Raw genomic sequence first — 19,638 nt, 5'->3', positions numbered from 1 at the left:
AACGATGGGCACCGTGAGTGCGGTGCGAATGGAAACGTTCCTCGCCGTCGCCCGCCACACCAGCATCCGGCGCGCCGCCGCACAGCTGCACATCACCGAGGCCGCCGCCTCCGCCGCCGTCGCGCACATCGAGAAACAGTTGGGCGCCAAGCTGATCGCGAAGGCCGGGCGCGGGATCGCGCTCACCGAGGCGGGCCGGGTGTATGCCGAATACTGCCGCAGCATTCTCGGGCTCATGCACGAGGCGGAGGCCGCCGTGCGCCGCGCGGAGACCGGGCGGCTGCGCATCGGGGTGGTCGCCACCGCCGGGGAGTACGTGCTGCTGCGCCTGCTGGTGTCCTTCCGCGACCGCTACCCGGAGATCGAGGTCGGGCTGTCCATCCACCCGCGCGACGTGCTGTTCATCGAATTGCTGCACCACGAAACGGATCTCGTGATCGCGGGCCGCCCGCCGCGCGACACCGGGCTGGTGGTGCGCGCCCGGCGGCCCAGCCGCCTGGTGGTGGTCGGCTCCCCCGGCCGCTGCCCGAATCCGCTGGCCTGCACCTGGTTGCTGCGCGGCCAGGGCTCGGGCACCCGCGAGACCACCCTCGCCCTGCTCGACCGGCTCCAGATCCGCCCGCCCACACTGACTCTCGGCAGCCACGGCGCGGTGCTGGCGGCGGCGCGGGAAGGGTTGGGCGTCACCCTGATTCACAGCGACGCCGTGGAAGGCGATGTGTCGGAGGGCAATCTGGAGGTACTCGGCGTCGACGGCACCCCGCTGGACCGGCCGTGGCACGCGGTCACCACCCGCACGCCGACTCCGGCCGCACGTCTTTTCCTCGGCCACATCGTCGACGCCGATCGCGTGGGGGCGGCGGCATTTCGAGCCCCCGCAACGTAAACCAAACGACCGGTCCGAGATATGCCATTTGCAATACGGGTAATTTCTCAGCTACCGGAAATTCTTCCTGCCGGTACGATCACTGCGCGGGGGCGGTAATCACGGTAAAGTCCGGCACGCACGGAGGGAGTTACGGCGTGTTCGTGGGGCGCACAGATCAGCTCGGCGTCATCGATGCACTGATCGGGCCGCCGGCGGCGGGGGGATTCGAACGGCCGCGGCCGGTGTTCGTCGTGGTGGGCTGCGGCGGCTCCGGACGCACCGAGCTGTTGCGCGAGGTACGCCGGAAATGGCATCACCGCACACATCTGGCACTGGTCTCCCCGCGGGACTACCCGCCCGACGACGGCCCCGACGCCCACTCCCGCCACCCGATCCGCCCCCTGCTCACCGCGATCATGCTGCGGCTCGGCGACCGCATCCCCGGCTATCGGCTGACCCGCACCCGCATCCTGGTCGCGCACATCGCGCTCAAGGTCGACTTCTCCGCGCTGGCCCCCGACGATCAGGTCGAGCGGCTGCGCACCGAGATCGACAAGCACTGCGACCCAAGGACTTTGCGCACCTTCGTCGACGACCTGGCGCAGCGCCTCGGCGAGCTCACCACCGGGCTGAACCTCCCGCTCGGCTGGGCGTACGCGCCGAGGCTGGTGAATACGGTTGGCGCCCTGCTGGTCTGGGCCGTGCGGGCCCGGCTGCGCCGCCGCTATCGGCGCGCCGTGGCGTGGTTCGGGGATCGCGACCTGAATCTGAACCAGGACGCGGACCGGGCGCTGATCAATCTCAGCATCCACGCCCGCCGCCTCGACCCGGACATTCAGCGCGGCGTCGACGACATGCTCACCGCCGCACTGCTCGCCGATCTGCGAGACAGCGTGGCGCGCATGCCGAAACACACCCCGAATATCGCGCTGCTCATCGACGACGGCGACAGCCCGACGGCGGCGGCGTTCACCGGCTCGCTGCTGCGGGTGCGGCAGCTCATCGCGGACGCGGGCGGCCCGACCGCCGATCCGGTCACCCTGATCACCACCTCCTCCGGCTTCCTCACCGGCACGCTGGCCCGCGCCGCCGCGCCCGCCGACTGGTCCGACGCCGCGCTGCGCGAAGGGCCGGGACGGATCACCCGGCCGTGGATCCGGGCCCCGCTGGGCGGCCTGTCGGTCAGCGAGGTGAAGCTGCTCGCCGAGCGCAGCGACCCGTACCGCGCGGAAGCCGTTGCGAGCACGGTGCATCGGCTCACCCACGGCCATCCCGAGGCCACCGCGCAGTGCCTGCGCCGCATCGGCCGCCATCCCGAGCTGGCCGGGGACATCGACGGCCTGCTGCGCGGCACCGAGCCGGAGCTCGACGGCCCGCTCGAGCGGCATCTGCTGCGGGTGTTCGCCCGCGGCCTGAGCCGCAATCACCGCGACCACGAGGAGCTGCGGCAGGCGCTGGTGACCGTCTCCGCGGCCCGCACCCTCGGCGAGGCGCGACTACTGATGTCGCTGCTGCCCGACGTGTCCAGCCCCGAGGCGCCGGTGTTCACCTCCGAATCGCTGTGGAGCGGACCGACTCCGCAGGCCCGGCGGCTGCATCCGCTCGCCCGCTACCTCGGTCAGCGGGCGCTGGCGGCGCGGGCGGATCCGGAGGCGAGCTGGGAGCGGGTGTGCCGCAGGCTGCGCGATGCCGCCGACCCCGACGACCGCGCCACCCGGCTGCACTACGAGCGGCTGCTGCACAATCACGTCCAGGTGCTCGACGACCTCGCCCGCGACCTGCTCGAAACCCCTTCGGAGCGCTGGCTTTCGCTGTTCGACGAGATCGTGTCCAGCGTCGATCCGTGCCAGCCCGGCGTCGAGGAGATCCGGGGCAAGCACCCGGCGGAGTCGGTCGAGGGTCATCTCGCGGTGCTGCTGGGGTCGGTGCCCGTCTTCGAACTCGACCCCTGTCTCACCGATGTGGACCGGCGTCAGGAGCTGTGCCTGCTGATCGGGCACAGCTACCTGTATCTGGCCGGGAAGGCCGTCGGCCGGGCCCCGCTGCTGTTGCGCGCGAACCACTATTTCGCGCTGGCCCAACGGTTTCTGTGACGGCCGTGGAAGGAAACCCTCGATGAAGTTCCGACAGTGGTTGCGCCGCATCGTCCCCGATCCGAGGCGCCCCTATCCGCACCCGTGGACCGACTGGGTTCCGCTCGGCCTGGTGGTCGTGCTGGTCGCCGCGCTCGGCGTGGGCGTGCTGGAGCGGCAGACCACCCAGCACCTGGTCACCTGCAAGGACGGCTTTCAGATCAGCACCGCCACCTGGAGGGCGGGCAACCGCTGCGTCGGGTTGAGCGAGGGATCCTACGACTTCGGCGTCGACGGTATCGGGCCGGTGATGCGGCTGATCGACAGGCAGAATCGCGCGGCCGACAAGGACTGCCCGGGCACGCCGGTGACCGTCGGCGTGCTGGCCACCCTGACCGACCGCTTCGCCGGCGCCCGCGCCATTCCCGAGCTGGAGGGCATGGCCGTCGGGCAGCGCATCGCCAACGGCACCGGCTGCCTGCACCCGATGCACCTGGTGGTCGGGCAGCTCGGCGACTACTTCGGCTCCGGCGACGCGCTGGCCGTGGCCCGCGAGCTCGCCGACCGCGGCGAGGTGGTGGCCGTGGCCGGGGTCGGGCTCAGCTTCCAGACCACCGCCGATGTGATCGATCTCCTTGCCGCCCACAAGATTCCGGTGGTGTCGGACGTGGTGACCGCGGAGGGCTTCGACCAGACCGGCTCGCGCGCGGACAATCCCGGCTACGACGGCTGCGACCCGACCAGCACCTACCGCACCGGGGTCGGGCGAGATTACTACTACCGCATCGCCTTCCGGATGTTCGCCCAGATCCGGGCGCTGGGCACGGTGATCGGCACGCGGCCGGACTTCGTGATGGTCCCGACCGGCGGCTCGGACCCCTACACCTGCACCGCGCTGCCGCTGCTGCACCGGCAGTTCGGCGCGGACATGCCGGAGGTGAAATTCGATGCGGGCGAACCGAGTACGGTCACCCAGACCGCCAAGCGGGTGTGCGCGGTGGCCAAGGACGTCACGGTCGCGTATCTGGCGCGCGGCCGGGATCTGAGCCGATTCCTCTACGGCCTCGACGACGCCATCACCAACGGGCAGTGCGCCGCCGCCACCGTCACCGTGGTCAGCACCTCCGACGGAGATCGGCTGCGCGCCACCGAATCCGATCCGGTGCTGGAGGATCTGCGCTCGAAGGCGCTGGGCTCGCCCAGCTTCGCCGACGGCCGAATCCGATTGCTGTCCAGCCTGATCGCCGGGGCCGACCGGGGCGGGCCGAACAATCCCGCGTTCGACGGCTACCAGCGCGCCTTCGCCGACGCGGGACTCGACCCCGGGCACGCCACCGACGGCTGGGCGGTGAACGCCCACGACGCGGTCACCACCGTCTCCACCGCCCTGCGCGCCCTGCCCCAGAACAAGACCGTCTCCCGCGCCGACGTGAACACCACCATCAGCGGCTTCAGCTCCCCGGACCAGTCGGTGCCGGGCGCGGGCGGCCCGATCACCTTCGACAACAGCGGAAATCGGACCGGGCCGGGACCGTCGGTGGTGCGGGTGTGCCCGGTGCGGGCGGGTGACCGGAAGGTGAATGTTGTCGGGGTGCTGGCTACGCCGGGCCAGCCGTACCCGGAGTGTCCCCGCTGAGTTGCGGAATGACCTCGGCGGCAATGCGTTCCAGGTGTTCGCGGTCGTCGAACAGCGGGGTGAACAGGAGCAGTTCGGCGCCCGCGTCGATGACCTCCTGGATGCCGCGGACACAGTCGGATACCGTGCCGGTGACCGCGACGTCGGCGAGTTTCGGTGTGCCGTAGAGCTTTTCCAGGGAGGCGGCGATGCGTTGGCGGGCGCGGTCGGGGTTCTCGTCGATGGCGATGTAGACGCGCTTGGCGATGCCGAAGGTGGCGTCGCGGCCCGCGGCGGCCAGTTCGGTGCGCAGCAGGGCGACCTGGTCGGCGAAGGCGGCGGTCGTGCTCGAGCCCGCGCCGAAGAAGCCGTCGGCCAGCCGGGCCGCGCGGCGCAGCGCCTTCGGGTGGCCGCCGCCGAACCACACCGGCGGGCCGGGCTTCTGGAACGGCCGGGCCGCCGCACGCGCGTCGCTCAGCTGCCAGAACCGGCCGTCGAAGGTGACCGACGGCTCCGACCACAGCCGCCGCATCACCTCCAGGCCCTCGGTGAAGCGGGAGATATAGCCCTCGGGATCGATGCCGAACGCCGCGAACGCGCGCCCGGGGCCGCCGCTGCCGAGGCCGACCTCCACCCGGCCGCGGCTCATCTGATCCAGCGAGCTCACCGCCTGGGCCAGATGCACCGGGCTGTGCAGCGTGGACACGAAGACCGAACAGCCCAGCCGCAGCCGCTCGGTCGCCGCCGCCGCGTACGTCATGGTCTCGAGCGCGCTCAACTGCGGCATCCGATTGATCCGCAGCGCCTGCTCCTGGGTCCAGCCACTGTGGAACCCGAGTTCCTCGATGCGACGCACGTACGCGCGGAACGCATCCGGATCGAACTCACCGTCGTCGAAGATCTGCGGGATCGAGATCGCAAAGCGCATGCCGCCGACAACGTCGCGGTCGGCCTGTGTGTTCCGGGGGTCACGAAAATCCCCCTTTCGTTAGTTAGCGTACTGCAACTATATTAAGTGGAGGAATTATCCGTTTTTGCTGTTCAGGGGAGACACCTCTTGGGTTCCGCACCGACCTCCGGCGATCTGGATGTCGGCGACGTTCAGACGATTCGTCGCCGGCTTCGCGTGGATCGCGATCATCCGCACTACAAGTGGGTGGCGCTGTCCAACACCACGCTCGGCATGTTGATGGTGACCATCAACTCCTCGATCGTGATCATCTCGCTGCCCGCGATCTTCCGCGGCATCGATCTCAATCCGCTCTCGCCCGGCAATGTCAGCTACCTGTTGTGGCTGCTCATGGGCTTTCTGCTCACCTCCGCGGTGCTGGTCGTCATGTTCGGGCGGCTCGGCGACATGTACGGGCGGGTGCGCATCTACAACTACGGGTTCGTCGTGTTCACCGTCTCGGCGATCGCGCTGTCGTTCGATCCGCTCTCCCACGGCGGCGGCGCGATCTGGCTGATCGGGTGGCGCGTGGTGCAGGGCGTCGGCGGCGCCATGCTCATGGCCAACTCCGCCGCCATCCTCACCGACGCGTTCCCGGCCACTCAGCGCGGCGTGGCGCTGGGCATCAATCAGGTTGCGGCCGTGGCGGGTTCGTTCCTGGGGCTGCTGATCGGCGGCCTGCTGGCGGAGTGGGACTGGAAGGCCGTGTTCTGGGTGAGCGTGCCGTTCGGCATTCTCGGCACCGTGTGGTCGTACCGGTCGCTGCACGACTTCGGGCAGCGCAGCCCGGGGTCGCTGGACCTGCCGGGCACCCTCACCTTCGCGCTCGGCCTGACCGCGCTACTGACCGGCATCACCTACGGCATCCAGCCGCACGGCAGCGCCAAGACCGGCTGGACCAATCCGTGGGTGCTGGCCGCGGTCATCGGCGGCCTCGCGCTGCTGGCGGTGTTCTGCGTCGTCGAGACCAAGGTGGCCCAGCCGATGTTCCAGCTGTCGCTGCTGCGCAATCGGGCCTTCGGCCTGGGCAACCTGGCCGGTCTGATGGCGTCGGTGGGCCGCGGCGGCATGCAGTTCATGCTGATCATCTGGTTGCAGGGCATCTGGCTGCCGCTGCACGGCTTCGACTTCGAGTCCACGCCGCTGTGGGCGGGCATCTACATGCTGCCGCTGACCGCGGGATTCCTAGTGGCCGGGCCGATCTCGGGCTGGCTGAGCGACCGCTACGGGCCCCGGCCGTTCGCCACCGGCGGGCTGGCGCTCGCCGCGATCACCTTCGTGCTGCTGGTGATCCTGCCGGTCGACTTCAACTACTGGCTGTTCGCGCTGGTCATCCTGCTCAATGGCCTGGGCACCGGCATCTTCACCTCGCCCAATACCGCCGAGATCATGTCCGCGGTCCCGGCGTCGCAGCGCGGCGTCGCCTCCGGCATGCGGGCCACGCTGATGAACGGCGGCATGGCGCTGTCGATCGGAATCTTCTTCTCGCTCATGATCGTCGGCCTGTCCGGCACGCTGCCGGGCGCAATGCACTCCGGGCTGCGCGCGCAGGGCGTGCCCGGCGACGTGGCCGGGCAGATCGCGGACATGCCGCCGGTGGGCAGCCTGTTCGCCACGTTCCTGGGCTACAACCCGCTGAAGGAGCTGCTCGGCCCCAGCGGCACCCTCGACAAGCCGGGCGTGCACGCCGACGTGCTCACCGGGCAGCAGTTCTTCCCGCACCTGATCTCGGGCCCGTTCCATTCCGGCCTGGTCGTGGTGTTCCTCGCCGCGGCGGTCATGATGCTGATCGGCGCGATCTCGTCCTGGTTCGCGGGCGGGAGGTACGGCGTGGACGAGACCGAGGAACTCGCCGAGGCGGACCGTGAGGGCATACTTGCGGGAACAGAAAACGCCGCCGGGTTGCCGGACCGTGGTGCGCCGAACCGAGTAGGAGCGAACACGAGATGATCCAGCAGGAGCGTACGCGCAGCGCCGAACAGCTGGCCGAGGCGGCCGACATGTACCTGGCACTCGGGCGGATCACCCGGCTGCTGCGCCGCTCCGGCGATCTCGGTTCGCTGAGCCCGGGTTCCGCCGCGGCGCTGGCCACCCTGGTCCGCGGCGGGCCCATGCGGCTGGGCGATCTGGCCGCCGCCGAACGCGTGACCGCGCCGACGATGTCGCGGATCGTGTCGGCACTGGAGAAATCGGGGTATCTGGAGCGCACGGCCGATCCGGTGGACGGCCGCGCCCAGTTGCTGCGGGCGACCGAGCCCGCGCATTCGCTGGTCAACGGGCTCACCTCGGCCCGGATCCAGCGCTTCGCCGACGCCCTCGACGATCTCGACGACGCCGAGAAGGCCGCGCTGGCAACGGCTTTGAACAAGCTCGTGGGGCTGCTGGACGAATGATCCCGGCCAAAAGCATGCCGGGATGACGGGATCGAAGCATGCCGGGACCATGACTTGACTTGGAGTGCACTCCAGGTCGTAGCGTCGTGACTTGTGAGCGAGGCTCACGAGAATCGAAACGGACTTGAGAGGACTCTCCGCATGATCGCGACCCGCACACTGGGTGATCTGACCGTCGGCGCGCAGGGGCTCGGTTGCATGGGCATGAGTCACGCGTACAGCGGCGACCGCAACGACGACGAGTCGATCGCCACCATCCACCGGGCGATCGACCTCGGCGTGACGCTGATCGACACCGCCGATGTGTACGGCGCCGGTGTCAACGAGGAACTGGTCGGCCGGGCCATCGCCGATCGGCGCGACAAGGTCGTGCTCGCAACGAAATTCGGCATCCTCTGGGGTGCCGAGGGGCCGACCGGCGCGCGCGGTGACGCGGCGTATGTCCGGCAGTGCCTGGACGAGTCGCTGCGGCGGCTGGGCGTCGACCACATCGACCTGTACTACCAGCACCGGGTGGACCCGGACACCCCGATCGAGGAGACCTGGGGCGCGCTGTCGGAGCTGGTGACCGCGGGCAAGGTGCGGTACCTGGGCATCTCCGAGGCGGCGGCGGACACCATCCGGCGCGCGCACGCGGTGCATCCGGTGACGGCGCTGCAGAGCGAATGGTCGCTGTGGACCCGCGATATCGAGGCCGAGGTGGTGCCGACCTGCCGCGAGCTGGGCATCGGCATCGTGCCGTTCTCGCCGCTGGGGCGCGGCTTCCTCACCGGCGCGATCGGCTCGACGAAGGATCTGGCCGCCGACGACATGCGCCGCCGGCTCCCCCGCTTCAGCGAGGGCAACTTCGACCGCAACCTGGCCGTCGTCGAGGCGCTGCGCAAGCTGGCCGACGAAAAGGGCGTCACCGCGGGGCAATTGGCGCTGGCCTGGGTGCAGCATCGGGGCGCGGACGTGGTGCCGATCCCCGGCACCAAGCGGCGCACCTACCTGGAGCAGAACGTCGCGGCGACCGATATCGCCCTGACCGCCGAGGACCTGGCGCGCATCGAGGCGGCGGCCCCCATCGAGGCCGTCGCGGGCGCCCGCTACCCGGAGGACATGGCCCGCGCCGCCGGGCGCTGACGGGTCAGTTGCACCAGGACATGATCCCCGCCGCGCTGACGGGTCAGTTGCGCTTGTCCTGCGCGACCGAGAGCGTGACGGGCGTGGTGCTCGAGACCGGGGTGCCCGCGGCCGGGGATTGGGCGGTGATCGTCCACGGGAGGGTCATGCTCTTCGGGTCGTGCATGACGTCGCTGCCGTCGGCGGCCGTGATCGCGGTGATGTCGAAGCACAGGGCGGCGCCGACCACCGTGGCGCCCAGCCGCTGCCCGCGAAAATCGGGCAGCGGCCTCGGCCACGGCTGCGCCTGACACTGCGCGGCGGCGTCCTGCGCCGCGCTGGTCGGGGCCGCCTTGGTGGCCTGCGTCGAACTGCCCGCCGCGGTGCCGCCGCCCCCGCTCGATCCCCCGCACCCGGCGCAGCCGAGCGCAACGGCAAGAGCGGACACGACAATCGCAAAGCGGCGCATGGATATTCCTCTGTGGTCATGGCGATCCGAGCTCGACGGATGCGTGACGCACACTAATACGCCCGGGCGGCACGGGCGAAACCCGAATCGCTGTGTCATCGGCCACACGGAAAATTCGATTGCCGAGTTCCCTCCCGGCGTGCCACGCTGCGGTGACCCGTAGGCCACCGAGGGAGAGACGCATGCGCCGAGTCTTCGAAACACCCCAGACTCCCTGCTGGACAGTGACTTTCGAGGACTCTCCCCACGATGCCCATCGACCGTACCCGCAATATCGGGATTCTCGCCCATGTCGACGCCGGTAAGACCAGCCTGACCGAACGGCTGCTGTTCGACACCGGCGCCATCGACCGCCTCGGCAGCGTCGACGCCGGAACGACCCGCACCGACACCGGAACCATCGAGCGACAGCGCGGCATCACCGTGCGCTCGGCCGTCGAGTCTTTCCGCGTCGGCGATACCCAGGTGAACGTCATCGATACCCCGGGGCACCCGGACTTCGTCGCCGAGGTCGATCGGGTGCTCGGGGTGCTCGACGCCGCCGTGCTGGTGGTGTCGGCGGTGGAGGGTGTGCAGGCGCACACCCGGGTGCTCATGCGCACCGTGCGCGAGATCCGGTTGCCGGTGCTGATTTTCGTGAACAAGATCGACCGCGGCGGCGCGCGGTACGGCAGCCTGCTGAGCGAGCTGCGGAAAACCGTTGCGCCGCATCTGCTGTCGATGACCGCCGTGACCGGCATCGGGTCCGGCGCGGCCCGCGCCCTCCCCCGTTCCCTCGACGATCCCGCCTTCGCCGCCGACACCGCCGAGGCGCTCGCCGATCTCGACGACACGGTGCTCGCCCGGGTCGTGGACGGCCCCGCCCTCACCCCGCACGAGCTGCGCGCGGCGCTCGCCGAACACACGAATGCCGGTGCGCTGCACCCGGTCTACTTCGGTTCGGCACGCACCGGCGCGGGCGTCGCGGCGCTCGTCGATGCCCTCACCGGCCTGCCGGGGCCCGCGATCAGCACCGATACCGTCGCGCGCGGAACGGTTTTCGCCATCGATCGCGACCGCTCCGGCGGCAAGACCGCGTATCTGCGCCTGTTCTCGGGCACAGTCGGACCCCGCGACACCCTGACCGTCGAACGCGACGAACCCGAGGGCCGCACCCGCTTCCCCGTCCGGCCCACCGGGCTGCGGGTCGTCGGCTCGGCCGGGAATCGGTTGCACGCCGGGCAGATCGGGGCCCTCACCGGGGTCGACGCGGTCCGGGTCGGCGACCGGCTCGCCGACCCGAGCGAAACCGGCACGCGCCGACCGTATTTCGCGACTCCCACGCTGCGCAGCGTGGTGCGCACCCGCGACGGCGACGCCGCCCGGGTGCACGCGGCCCTGCGGCAGCTCGCCGAGCGCGACACCTTCCTGCGGGTGCGCACCGAACCCGACGGGGCCACCTCGGTTCTGCTGTACGGGGAGATCCAGCGGGAGATCATCGCCGCCACCCTCGCCGACGAGTACGGGCTCGAGGTGAGCTTCGACGCCGCGCGCATCGACTGCATCGAACGCGTCACCGGGACCGGAATCGCGGTGGAGGAGATGGGATATCGGGCCCCGGGACCGCACGGGTTCTGGGCCACCGTCGGGCTGCGCGTGGCCCCGGCCCCGCTCGGCTCGGGGAACGCCTTCGACTACGAGACCGAACTGGGCGCGCTCCCCCGCGCCTTGCACACCGCGATCGAGGAGACCGTGCACGCCGCCCTGCGCCGCGGCCCCGCCGGATGGCCGGTGCGCGACTGCACGGTCACCCTGGTCCGCTCCGGTTTCGCCGCGCCCCTCAGCACCGCCGCCGACTTCCGCTCGCTCACCCCGATCGTGCTGGCGCAGGCGCTGCGCCGCGCGGGCACCCGGGTGCACGAACCCACCCACGCCTTCGATATCGCCGTTCCCGCAGACACTTTCGCCGCCGTCACCGCCCTGCTCGCCACCCTGGAGGCCGAGATCGACACCACCGCGGACGGACCCGCCGGGTGGACGATCACCGGAACCATCCCCGCCCGCACCGTCCGGGCCGCCCAGCAGCGACTGCCCGGCCGCACCCGCGGGGAGGGCGTGTGGTGGTCACGACCGGACGGGTATCGGCCGGTGCGCCCGGCCTGAGCCCGCCCCCGGTCAGGCCGACTGCGGTACGCAGCCCGGGCACAGCGGCAGACCCGGCCCGAGCGCGGGACAGTGCGTGAACAGCGGGCGCACAGCACTTCTCGCGGCCGGGACCGGCGGCGCGGCCGAGCGCGGCGCGGGCACCGGCTCCGCGTGATGGCAGTGGGCCACGTCGTCCGGCATGCCGGGCGGGGTGAGAATTCCGGCCGCCCGATAGAGCTGCGGATGCGATACCACCGCGTAGGCGGCGGTGGTCGCCGCCGCCAGCGACCACCGCCGCATCGGCTCCGCCAGCGGCTGCCGCGATTCCACCGCGATGATCAGATCCGCGTGCGCCGCCCGCAGGTGCCGCGCCAGCGTCAGCAGCCGCATGGCCGGTCGCGGGGCGGCGGCCGGGTGCTGGGCCGCCAATTCCTCGATCAGCGACCGCAGCCCGCGATCCACCGGGGCGATCGGCACCCACGCCGTCAGCCGGACCAGCGCGCGCACCGCGAACGGCACCCGGCGCGGCGATGTTCCGCACGCGGTCAGCAGGTGACCGAACAGGGTCGAATTGCGGCTGGGGACGAGGGCGGCCACCGTCGCCCGGGCGGTCGCGCCGACCGGGCTCACCCCGCGGCAGTGCAGCAGCGACAGCACCGATTGCGCGCACATCCCGGTGCGCAGCAGGCCCACCAGCTCGCGACGGGACAGTCCGCGGCGGCGGTCCCGGCCCAACCGCCACCACAACCAGCTCCCGTATACCGAGACTCGTTGCCGCGGAAGGGTATCCAGGCCCGCGAGCGCGGACTCCCATCGACTGACATCGTCACCGCCGGACATCGTTGTCCCTCACGAGCTTTGGTCGCACCACGCGCCGACACCGCGATCCGGCGGGTCGGCACCCAGACACGAGTGTGATCGCCGTCACGCCCACTTGTCAACGGCGGGTGCGGCCTCCGACAAAGCGGCATCGCCGTTTTCGCCGCGGGGACGGCCACAGCTTGTAGCATCACAGAGATGGTGAACGGCGGAACGACCCCTCGTGCTCCCCGGGTCGATGCCCGCAGCGAACGCTGGCGCGAGCACCGGCGCCGGGTGCGCGCCGAATTCGTCGACGCCGCCCTGCGCGCGCTCGACACGCACGGCCCCGATGTCAGCATGGGCGATATCGCCAAGACCGCGGGAGCCGCCAAACCCAAGCTGTACCGGCACTTCTCGGACAAGGCCGACCTCTACCAGGCGATCGTGGACCGGCTCGGCGACGTGCTGTGGGAGCGGATCATGGCCACCATCGACCTGACCCACGACTCCGCCGCGGACCTGGTCCGCCGGACCGCCACCGAATACGCGCTGGTGATCAGCGATCACCCCAATGTGTTCCGGTTCCTGCTGCACGGGCATTTCACGCAGCAGGCCGACGCCTCCGAGCACGCCCTGCAATCGGCCCGGCGCTCGGCGCGCCGGGCCGCGCAGCTGCTCGCGGACGCCGTCGACGACGCGTCGGTGGACGCCGACAGCGCGGAGCTGGTGATCTATTCGACCTTCGGCGCGGTCGCCTCGGCCACCGACTGGTGGCTGGGAGCGCAGCGACTGACCGACCGGTCCATGCCGGTCGAGGACTTCGTCGGCTACCTGACCGCGATCATCGCCGCGCTCGCGCAGACCTCCGCCCGCCTGGCAGGGTTGTCGCTGGATCCGAATCAGCCGCTGCACCAGGCGTTCTCGCGCACCTAGCGGTTCAGTGCCAGAGCACCGCCACGAAGACGTTCGCGATGGCCAGCACGCCCGCGGCGTGGGTCATGCCCGCAACCGCCTTGCCGCGCTTGGCATCCGCGTGCCCCACCTCGGCGAGCCCGGCGACCGCCACCGCGATCACCAGCTTCACGATGATCTTCGCCAGGTCCAGGTGCTTGTCCAGCGAATGGATCGAGTCGGCCATGCCGACCAGCACCAGCCCGGTGAGGATCTGCGCTCGCGCACCCCAGACCATCACCTCCCCCACCGTCGGCCGACCGGCCGCGTACCCACCGATCACGGCCGCCAGGCCGAGCAGATGAGCGACGACCACCAGGTTGTAGACCACTGTCATGGACGACATTATGTAGTAGAAACGCCGAGGCGCTGGTGGGCGCCCGGGGTGTGGCCGAACGCGCGGCGGAAGACATCGATGAAGGCGCTGGTGGAGGCCCAGCCGCAGGTGTGCGCGACGACGGTGACCGGGGTGTCCTGGGCGAGCAGGCACAGCGCCTGGTGCAGGCGGAGCTGGGTGCGCCACTGCGGAAAGGTCATGCCCAGTTCGGCCCGGCAGAGCCGGGCGAGGGTGCGGTCGCTCACGCCGACGGCCGCGCCGAGCTGGGCGAGGGTCCGGGTGTCGGCCGGGTCGTCGTGCAGGATCGCGCACACCGCGAGCAGGCGCGGGTCCCGCGCGACGGGCACGTGCAGCGGTTGCTCGACGGATCGGCGCAGTCGATCGAGCAGGACGCCGCGCAGGCGGCGGCGTTCGGCGGCGGGATCGCCGGGGCGCTCGGTGTAGGCGATGATCAGCTCGCGCAGCAGCGGGCCGACGCTCAGCACCGCGAGCCGGGTCAGGCCGAGCGGGTTGTCGCGCACCGGCAATCCCACCAGGTACAGGTCGGTATCGCCGAAGGCGCGGTGGGCGTGGCTGGCGCCCGCCGGAATCCACAGCGCCCGATTGGCGGGCGCGATCCAGGTGCCCGCGTCGGTGGTGACCGACAGCACGCCGCGCCCGGCGTAGGCGATCTGGTGCTCGTCGTGCCGATGCGCGTCGATGCCCGCCCCGGCGGGCAGGGGCAGCAGGCGCGTCGACGCGCGTGGGGTGTGGCGGATTTCCGGCATCGGTCCCGATTTTATAGGCAACCGACCGGTATTCGATGGAGTAATTGCCTGTCTCGGATGCTGTACGAGCACAAGATGTTTCGCGCCTCGTCTCGGTTTCGCATACCGCGTCCGGACCGGATTCCGGTCGCCTAGACTGCGCCTATGCCGGGTGCATTCGGCGGCGATCCCGTGCGATTGCTGCTGGTCGAGGACCATCCGATGGTCTCGATAGCGTTGCGGGCCGCCTTCGAACTCGTCGAGGATATCGACCTGGTGGCCACCGTGGGAACCGTCGCGGCGACCCTCGCGACGGCGAGCGAGCTACGCCCACAGGTGATTCTGCTCGACCGCAGGCTGCCCGACGGCGACGGGATCGACGCGATCCCGCGGCTGCGCGGCGTGTGCCCGGAGTCGAGGGTGCTGGTGTTCACCGGCTACGCCACCCGCGCCATGACCGACCGGGTGATGGCGGTCGGCGGCGCCGGTCTGGTCCTCAAGGACGGCATGTTCGAGGATCTGGCGGCCGTGATCCGGCGGGTGGCCGCGGGCCAGGACTGTTTCGACACGACACTCGGACATTGACACAGAGGGCGATGGCAGTGAGCGGCAACGACGAACGCCTCCAGCCGCTGCTGGACGGCCTGAAGGCAGTGCGGGACGGCAATTTCCGCGGCTATCTGCCGCAGGTGGGCGATCCGCTGCTGGACGAGATCTCGGTCGTCTTCAACGACATGGTCGATCAGCTAGCGCTGTTCACCACCGAGGTCACCCGGGTGGCCCGGGAGGTCGGCACCGAGGGCAAGCTCGGCGGCCAGGCGTCGGTGCCGGGCGTGTCCGGCAGCTGGAAGGACCTCACCGACTCGGTGAACGCGATGGCGGACAATCTCACCGCCCAGGTCCGCGATATCGCGGGCGTGGCGACCGCGGTCGCGAAAGGCGATCTGACGCAACAGATCAAGGTGGACGTCAAGGGTGAGCTGCTGGAGCTGAAGAACACCCTCAATACCATGGTCGATCAGCTGTCCGCCTTCGCCGACGAGGTGACCCGGGTGGCCCGCGAGGTGGGCAGCGAGGGCCGGTTGGGCGGTCAGGCGAAGGTTCCGGGGGTATCGGGCACCTGGAAGGGCCTCACCGAATCGGTGAACATCATGGCGGGCAACCTCACCGCGCAGGTCCGGTCGATCGCGGAGGTCACCACCGCGGTCGCGAAAGGCGATCTGTCGCAGAAGATCACCGTGGACGCGCGCGGGGAGATCCTGGAGCTGAAGAACACCATCAATACCATGGTCGGTACCCTGTCGTCGTTCGCCGACGAGGTCACCCGCGTCGCCCGCGACGTCGGCACCGAGGGCCGCCTCGGCGGCCAGGCCCAGGTGTTCGGGGTATCGGGCACCTGGAAGGGCCTCACCGAGTCGGTGAACTTCATGGCCGACAACCTGACCGATCAGGTCCGTTCGATCGCGCAGGTGGCCACCGCGGTCGCGAAAGGCGATCTGTCGCAGAAGATCACCGTCGAGGCCAAGGGCGAGGTCGCCGCGCTGGCCCAGACCATCAACACCATGGTCGACACGCTGTCGTCGTTCGCCGACGAGGTCACCCGGGTGGCGCGGGAGGTCGGCACGGAGGGGCGGCTCGGCGGCCAGGCCGACGTGAAGGGCGTCTCCGGCACCTGGAAGGGCCTCACCGAATCGGTGAACGTCATGGCCGCCAACCTGACCGACCAGGTCCGCTCCATCGCGCAGGTCACCACGGCGGTGGCGCGCGGCGACCTGTCGCAGAAGATCCGGGTCGACGCCCGCGGGGAGATCCTGGAGCTCAAGGACACCATCAATACCATGGTCGACACGCTGTCCTCGTTCGCCGACGAGGTCACCCGCGTCGCCCGCGACGTCGGCACCCAGGGGCGGCTCGGCGGCCAGGCCGACGTGAAGGGCGTCTCCGGCACCTGGAAGGGCCTCACCGAATCGGTGAACGTCATGGCGGACAACCTGACCGACCAGGTCCGCTCGATCGCGCAGGTGGCCACCGCGGTCGCGAAAGGCGATCTGTCGCAGAAGATCACCGTCGAGGCCAAGGGCGAGGTCGCCGCGCTGGCCCAGACCATCAACACCATGGTCGACACCCTGTCCGCGTTCGCCGACGAGGTCACCCGCGTCGCCCGCGAGGTCGGCACCGAGGGCATCCTCGGCGGCCAGGCACGGGTGCCCAATGTCGCGGGCACCTGGAAGAGCCTGACCGACAACGTGAATTCGATGGCGGGCAACCTCACCAGCCAGGTCCGCTCGATCGCGCAGGTCACCACGGCGGTGGCGCGCGGCGAGCTGTCGCAGAAGATCGACGTCGACGCGCGCGGCGAGATCCTCGAGCTCAAGACCACGATCAACACCATGGTCGACACCCTGTCCTCGTTCGCGGCCGAGGTGACCCGGGTGGCGCGCGAGGTCGGCCGGGAGGGGCGGCTCGGGGGTCAGGCCGAGGTCGAGGGCGTGTCGGGAACGTGGAAACGGTTGACCGAGAACGTCAACGAGCTCGCGGGCAATCTCACCCTCCAGGTGCGGGCCATCGCGGAGGTGACCAGCGCGGTGGCGACCGGGGACCTCACCCGCTCGATCTCGGTGGAGGCGCAGGGCGAGGTCGCCGAGCTGAAGAACAACATCAACGCGATGGTGCAGTCGCTGCGCGAGACCACCCACACCAACGAGCAGCAGGCGTGGCTCAATACGAATCTGGCGAAGATCTCCGGACGGCTGCAGGGCCATCGCGATCTCAGCGCGGTCGCCCAGCTGATCATGAGCCAGGTCACCCCGATGGTCGGCGCGCAGTACGGCACCTTCTTCTTCATGGAGACCGACGGCGACCATCCGCGGCTGCGGCTGATCGCGGGGTACGGGCGCAAGGAGGACGGAACGGCCTTCGAACTCGGCGAATCGCTGATCGGCCAAGTGGCGCAGACGAAGAAGCCCGTGGTCGTCGACGAGACGCCGCCGGACTACGTCCGCATCGGGTCCAGCCTCGGCGCGGCCCGCCCGGTCAACCTGATCGTGCTGCCCATCGTGTTCGAGGACCAGGTGCTCGGCGTGATCGAATTGGCGTCGTTCGGCCGATTCACGCCCGTGCAGAAGGATTTCCTCGAACAGCTCATGGAGAGCATCGGCGTGAACGTCAACACCATCATGGCCAACGCGCGCACCGACGCCCTGCTGTCGGAATCGCAGCGGCTGGCAGGGGAATTGCAGCAGTCCAACGCCGAACTGGAGGAGAAGGCGGAGCTGCTGGTCCGCCAGAACCGCGATATCGAGATGAAGAATTTCGAGATCGAGCAGACCCGCCAGGAGATCGAGGAACGCGCCCAGCAGCTGGCGCTGGCCTCGAAGTACAAGTCGGAGTTCCTGGCGAACATGTCCCACGAGCTGCGCACCCCGCTGACCAGCCTGCTCATCCTGGCCGGTGTGCTGGCCAAGAACGCCACCCGCAATCTGACGCCCAAGCAGGTCGAGTTCGCGACCGTGATCCAGTCCGCCGGTAAGGATTTGCAGCAGCTGATCGACGACATCCTCGACCTGTCCAAGGTCGAGGCGGGCAAGATGGACATCCGCGCCGAGCGGGTCCCCATGCGGCAGCTGGTGGAGTACGTGCAGACCACGTTCCGCCCGCTGACCACCCAGAAGGGGCTGGCCTTCGAGATCGAGGTGCACCCCGAGGTGCCCGCGCACCTGGAGACCGACGAGCAGCGGCTGCGGCAGGTGCTGCGCAATCTGCTGTCCAATGCGGTGAAGTTCACCGAGAAGGGCAGGATCCGGCTCGAGGTGCGATCGCTGGACGACCGGGTCGCATTCGCGGTGAGCGACACCGGAATCGGCATCGACGAACAGAATCTGGACACCATCTTCGGCGCCTTCCAGCAGGCCGACGGCACCACCAGCCGCCGCTACGGCGGCACCGGGCTCGGCCTGTCGATCAGCCGGCAGGTGGCGAACCTGCTCGGCGGGGAGATCCGGGCCGAGAGCCGGCTCGGTGTCGGCAGCACGTTCACCCTGTACCTGCCGCTCACCCTGCACTCGGAGATCATCACCGAATCGTGGCTCGGGCCGAAGTCGGTACACCGGTCGGTGCTGGTCGTCGAGGACCCCGAGACCGCACCGCTGAGCCGGATGATCGGCGGCGTGATCGGCGAACTGGCCGACACCGCGGGGCCGATCACCCTCGAGTCCGTCGGCACCCCCGCCGCGGCCCTGGACTCGCTGCCCGCCGGTCCGTATCTGTGCGCGCTGATCGATGCGAGCCTGCCGGGAGCCGCGGCGCCGGAATTCCTGGGCGAGTTGCATCAGATGATGGCGGCGAGAAACGTTCCGGTGCTGGCCTATCCGGTCGGCGAACTCGACGCCGACGGGCGCGCCGTGTTCGAGGCCGACGGCCGCCCCCGCCGGATCGAACTGCTGCGCTCACCCGACGAGTTCCGGGAGCGATTCATCCTGCTGCTGACCCGGACCCGCCGCCGGGCGCTGGAGGCGCCGGCGCAGCGGGAGCGACGCCCGCAGTTGCAGGGCCGCAAGGTGCTGCTCATCGACGACGACGCCCGCAATGTGCTGGCGATCGCGGGAATGCTGGAATTGAACGGGCTTTCGGTGAACCACGCGTCCAACGGCCGCAAGGGCATCGAGGCCCTACAGGCCAACCCGGACGTCGACGTGATCCTGATGGACGTGATGATGCCGGAGATGGACGGGCACGCCACCACCGCCACGATCCGGCGGATGCCGCATTTCGATCGGCTGCCGATCATCATGGTCACCGCCAAGGCGATGGCCGGTGATCGGGAGAAGAGCCTCGCCTCCGGCGCCAGCGACTACATCACCAAACCGGTCGACCCGGACGAACTGCTGGACTGCATCGCCCGCTGGCTGGCACCGTCGGCCTGAACAGCGTGCGCGCGGGCCATGTTCGCGAGCGTGACCAGTCCGGCGTCGCGGATCACGGTGTCGATCTCGTGCAGCACGGTGCCGACCGTGGCGCGCAGTTCGTCCGACGCGGCGTCGCCGCCGTCGAGCAGATGCATGCGCAGCCCGGCGGCGAACAGGTCCCGCACCAGGCGATCGTTGGCCTCGGCGAGCGCGGACACGCCGTCCGAGAGCCGATGCGCGACAAGGGGATCCAGATCGGGCGCGACGCGCCCCGGCCGCACGACGGAAGTCATCGTCCACTCCTG

16 protein-coding genes are annotated in these 19,638 nt (G+C 70.1%); 10 read left to right on the top strand and 6 right to left on the bottom strand.

Annotated features, from left to right (window positions below; genetic code table 11):
* The first annotated feature begins 4 nt into the window (after positions 1 to 4).
* The 3 genes from HPY32_RS35030 to HPY32_RS35020 all read left to right on the top strand — a co-directional run bounded on the left by HPY32_RS35030 (position 5) and on the right by HPY32_RS35020 (position 4,576).
* A complete protein-coding gene (locus tag HPY32_RS35030) occupies positions 5 to 886 on the top strand; it encodes a LysR family transcriptional regulator (protein ID WP_231951675.1) in 882 nt (293 codons plus the stop codon).
* 143 nt (positions 887 to 1,029) lie between these two features.
* Complete coding sequence (locus tag HPY32_RS35025) at positions 1,030 to 2,961, top strand: hypothetical protein (RefSeq protein WP_156674519.1); 1,932 nt, start codon at positions 1,030 to 1,032, stop codon at positions 2,959 to 2,961.
* A gap of 22 nt (positions 2,962 to 2,983) precedes the next feature.
* Positions 2,984 to 4,576: an ABC transporter substrate-binding protein gene (locus HPY32_RS35020; protein ID WP_067589245.1), complete on the top strand. Its 1,593-nt coding sequence runs from the start codon at positions 2,984 to 2,986 to the stop codon at positions 4,574 to 4,576.
* Here the strand turns inward: HPY32_RS35020 and HPY32_RS35015 are convergent.
* On the bottom strand, positions 4,539 to 5,483 hold the full coding sequence (locus tag HPY32_RS35015) for an LLM class flavin-dependent oxidoreductase (RefSeq protein ID WP_067589247.1): 945 nt from the start codon (positions 5,481 to 5,483) through the stop codon (positions 4,539 to 4,541). The genes HPY32_RS35020 and HPY32_RS35015 overlap by 38 nt on opposite strands.
* Before the next feature lie 129 nt (positions 5,484 to 5,612).
* Between HPY32_RS35015 and HPY32_RS35010 the strand changes: the two genes are divergently transcribed.
* The 3 genes from HPY32_RS35010 (at position 5,613) to HPY32_RS35000 (ending at position 9,022) form a co-directional block, all read left to right on the top strand.
* A complete protein-coding gene (locus HPY32_RS35010; RefSeq protein WP_067589249.1) occupies positions 5,613 to 7,454 on the top strand; it encodes an MFS transporter in 1,842 nt (613 codons plus the stop codon).
* Positions 7,451 to 7,897 (top strand): MarR family winged helix-turn-helix transcriptional regulator, encoded by a 447-nt coding sequence (locus HPY32_RS35005; protein WP_082871490.1) that lies wholly within the window; start codon positions 7,451 to 7,453, stop codon positions 7,895 to 7,897. Before HPY32_RS35010 ends, HPY32_RS35005 begins: the two co-directional genes overlap by 4 nt.
* 141 nt (positions 7,898 to 8,038) lie before the next feature.
* A complete protein-coding gene (locus HPY32_RS35000) occupies positions 8,039 to 9,022 on the top strand; it encodes an aldo/keto reductase (RefSeq protein ID WP_067589251.1) in 984 nt (327 codons plus the stop codon).
* A gap of 43 nt (positions 9,023 to 9,065) precedes the next feature.
* Here HPY32_RS35000 and HPY32_RS34995 read toward each other — a convergent pair whose 3' ends face one another.
* The gene (locus HPY32_RS34995) at positions 9,066 to 9,470 is read right to left on the bottom strand and encodes a PASTA domain-containing protein (protein WP_067589254.1); all 405 of its coding nucleotides are present in this window, start codon (positions 9,468 to 9,470) and stop codon (positions 9,066 to 9,068) included.
* A gap of 249 nt (positions 9,471 to 9,719) precedes the next feature.
* Here HPY32_RS34995 and HPY32_RS34990 point away from each other — a divergent pair, with 249 nt between their 5' ends.
* Positions 9,720 to 11,612: an elongation factor G gene (locus tag HPY32_RS34990; RefSeq protein ID WP_067589256.1), complete on the top strand. Its 1,893-nt coding sequence runs from the start codon at positions 9,720 to 9,722 to the stop codon at positions 11,610 to 11,612.
* A 12-nt stretch (positions 11,613 to 11,624) separates the two neighbouring features.
* On the opposite strand, the gene HPY32_RS34985 is transcribed toward HPY32_RS34990, so the two are convergent.
* Positions 11,625 to 12,434: a hypothetical protein gene (locus HPY32_RS34985; RefSeq protein ID WP_067589258.1), complete on the bottom strand. Its 810-nt coding sequence runs from the start codon at positions 12,432 to 12,434 to the stop codon at positions 11,625 to 11,627.
* A 177-nt stretch (positions 12,435 to 12,611) separates the two neighbouring features.
* On the opposite strand from HPY32_RS34985, the gene HPY32_RS34980 reads away from it, so the two are divergent.
* Entirely contained in the window at positions 12,612 to 13,328 is a 717-nt protein-coding gene (locus HPY32_RS34980) for a TetR/AcrR family transcriptional regulator (protein ID WP_067589260.1), read from the top strand.
* A gap of 4 nt (positions 13,329 to 13,332) precedes the next feature.
* On the opposite strand, the gene HPY32_RS34975 is transcribed toward HPY32_RS34980, so the two are convergent.
* Positions 13,333 to 13,683: a hypothetical protein gene (locus HPY32_RS34975; protein ID WP_067595925.1), complete on the bottom strand. Its 351-nt coding sequence runs from the start codon at positions 13,681 to 13,683 to the stop codon at positions 13,333 to 13,335.
* 8 nt (positions 13,684 to 13,691) lie between these two features.
* The gene (locus tag HPY32_RS34970; protein ID WP_067589262.1) at positions 13,692 to 14,450 is read right to left on the bottom strand and encodes an AraC family transcriptional regulator; all 759 of its coding nucleotides are present in this window, start codon (positions 14,448 to 14,450) and stop codon (positions 13,692 to 13,694) included.
* A 144-nt stretch (positions 14,451 to 14,594) separates the two neighbouring features.
* On the opposite strand from HPY32_RS34970, the gene HPY32_RS34965 reads away from it, so the two are divergent.
* Positions 14,595 to 15,014 (top strand): response regulator, encoded by a 420-nt coding sequence (locus HPY32_RS34965; protein ID WP_067589264.1) that lies wholly within the window; start codon positions 14,595 to 14,597, stop codon positions 15,012 to 15,014.
* 11 nt (positions 15,015 to 15,025) lie between these two features.
* Entirely contained in the window at positions 15,026 to 19,351 is a 4,326-nt protein-coding gene (locus HPY32_RS34960; protein ID WP_171983206.1) for a HAMP domain-containing protein, read from the top strand.
* On the opposite strand, the gene HPY32_RS34955 is transcribed toward HPY32_RS34960, so the two are convergent.
* Positions 19,279 to 19,626: a hypothetical protein gene (locus tag HPY32_RS34955; RefSeq protein WP_156674520.1), complete on the bottom strand. Its 348-nt coding sequence runs from the start codon at positions 19,624 to 19,626 to the stop codon at positions 19,279 to 19,281. The genes HPY32_RS34960 and HPY32_RS34955 overlap by 73 nt on opposite strands.
* Between the last annotated feature and the right edge of the window lie 12 nt (positions 19,627 to 19,638).

Source organism: Nocardia terpenica (genome assembly GCF_013186535.1).
GTDB lineage: Bacteria > Actinomycetota > Actinomycetes > Mycobacteriales > Mycobacteriaceae > Nocardia > Nocardia terpenica.
Note: the sequence above shows the minus strand (reverse complement) of the source record. Positions and strands in the feature narration are given on the sequence as shown.

Excerpts from the sequence above, each read along its gene's own strand:
- HPY32_RS34960 (WP_171983206.1), top strand. The coding sequence starts at position 15,026 with ATGGCAGTGAGCGGCAACGACGAACGCCTCCAGCCGCTGCTGGACGGC.
- HPY32_RS34995 (WP_067589254.1), bottom strand. The coding sequence starts at position 9,470 with ATGCGCCGCTTTGCGATTGTCGTGTCCGCTCTTGCCGTTGCGCTCGGC.
- HPY32_RS35020 (WP_067589245.1), top strand. The coding sequence starts at position 2,984 with ATGAAGTTCCGACAGTGGTTGCGCCGCATCGTCCCCGATCCGAGGCGC.
- HPY32_RS34965 (WP_067589264.1), top strand. The coding sequence starts at position 14,595 with ATGCCGGGTGCATTCGGCGGCGATCCCGTGCGATTGCTGCTGGTCGAG.
- HPY32_RS35015 (WP_067589247.1), bottom strand. The coding sequence starts at position 5,483 with ATGCGCTTTGCGATCTCGATCCCGCAGATCTTCGACGACGGTGAGTTC.
- HPY32_RS34970 (WP_067589262.1), bottom strand. The coding sequence starts at position 14,450 with ATGCCGGAAATCCGCCACACCCCACGCGCGTCGACGCGCCTGCTGCCC.
- HPY32_RS35000 (WP_067589251.1), top strand. The coding sequence starts at position 8,039 with ATGATCGCGACCCGCACACTGGGTGATCTGACCGTCGGCGCGCAGGGG.
- HPY32_RS34990 (WP_067589256.1), top strand. The coding sequence starts at position 9,720 with ATGCCCATCGACCGTACCCGCAATATCGGGATTCTCGCCCATGTCGAC.
- HPY32_RS34985 (WP_067589258.1), bottom strand. The coding sequence starts at position 12,434 with ATGTCCGGCGGTGACGATGTCAGTCGATGGGAGTCCGCGCTCGCGGGC.
- HPY32_RS35030 (WP_231951675.1), top strand. The coding sequence starts at position 5 with ATGGGCACCGTGAGTGCGGTGCGAATGGAAACGTTCCTCGCCGTCGCC.
- HPY32_RS35005 (WP_082871490.1), top strand. The coding sequence starts at position 7,451 with ATGATCCAGCAGGAGCGTACGCGCAGCGCCGAACAGCTGGCCGAGGCG.
- HPY32_RS34980 (WP_067589260.1), top strand. The coding sequence starts at position 12,612 with ATGGTGAACGGCGGAACGACCCCTCGTGCTCCCCGGGTCGATGCCCGC.
- HPY32_RS34975 (WP_067595925.1), bottom strand. The coding sequence starts at position 13,683 with ATGACAGTGGTCTACAACCTGGTGGTCGTCGCTCATCTGCTCGGCCTG.
- HPY32_RS34955 (WP_156674520.1), bottom strand. The coding sequence starts at position 19,626 with ATGACTTCCGTCGTGCGGCCGGGGCGCGTCGCGCCCGATCTGGATCCC.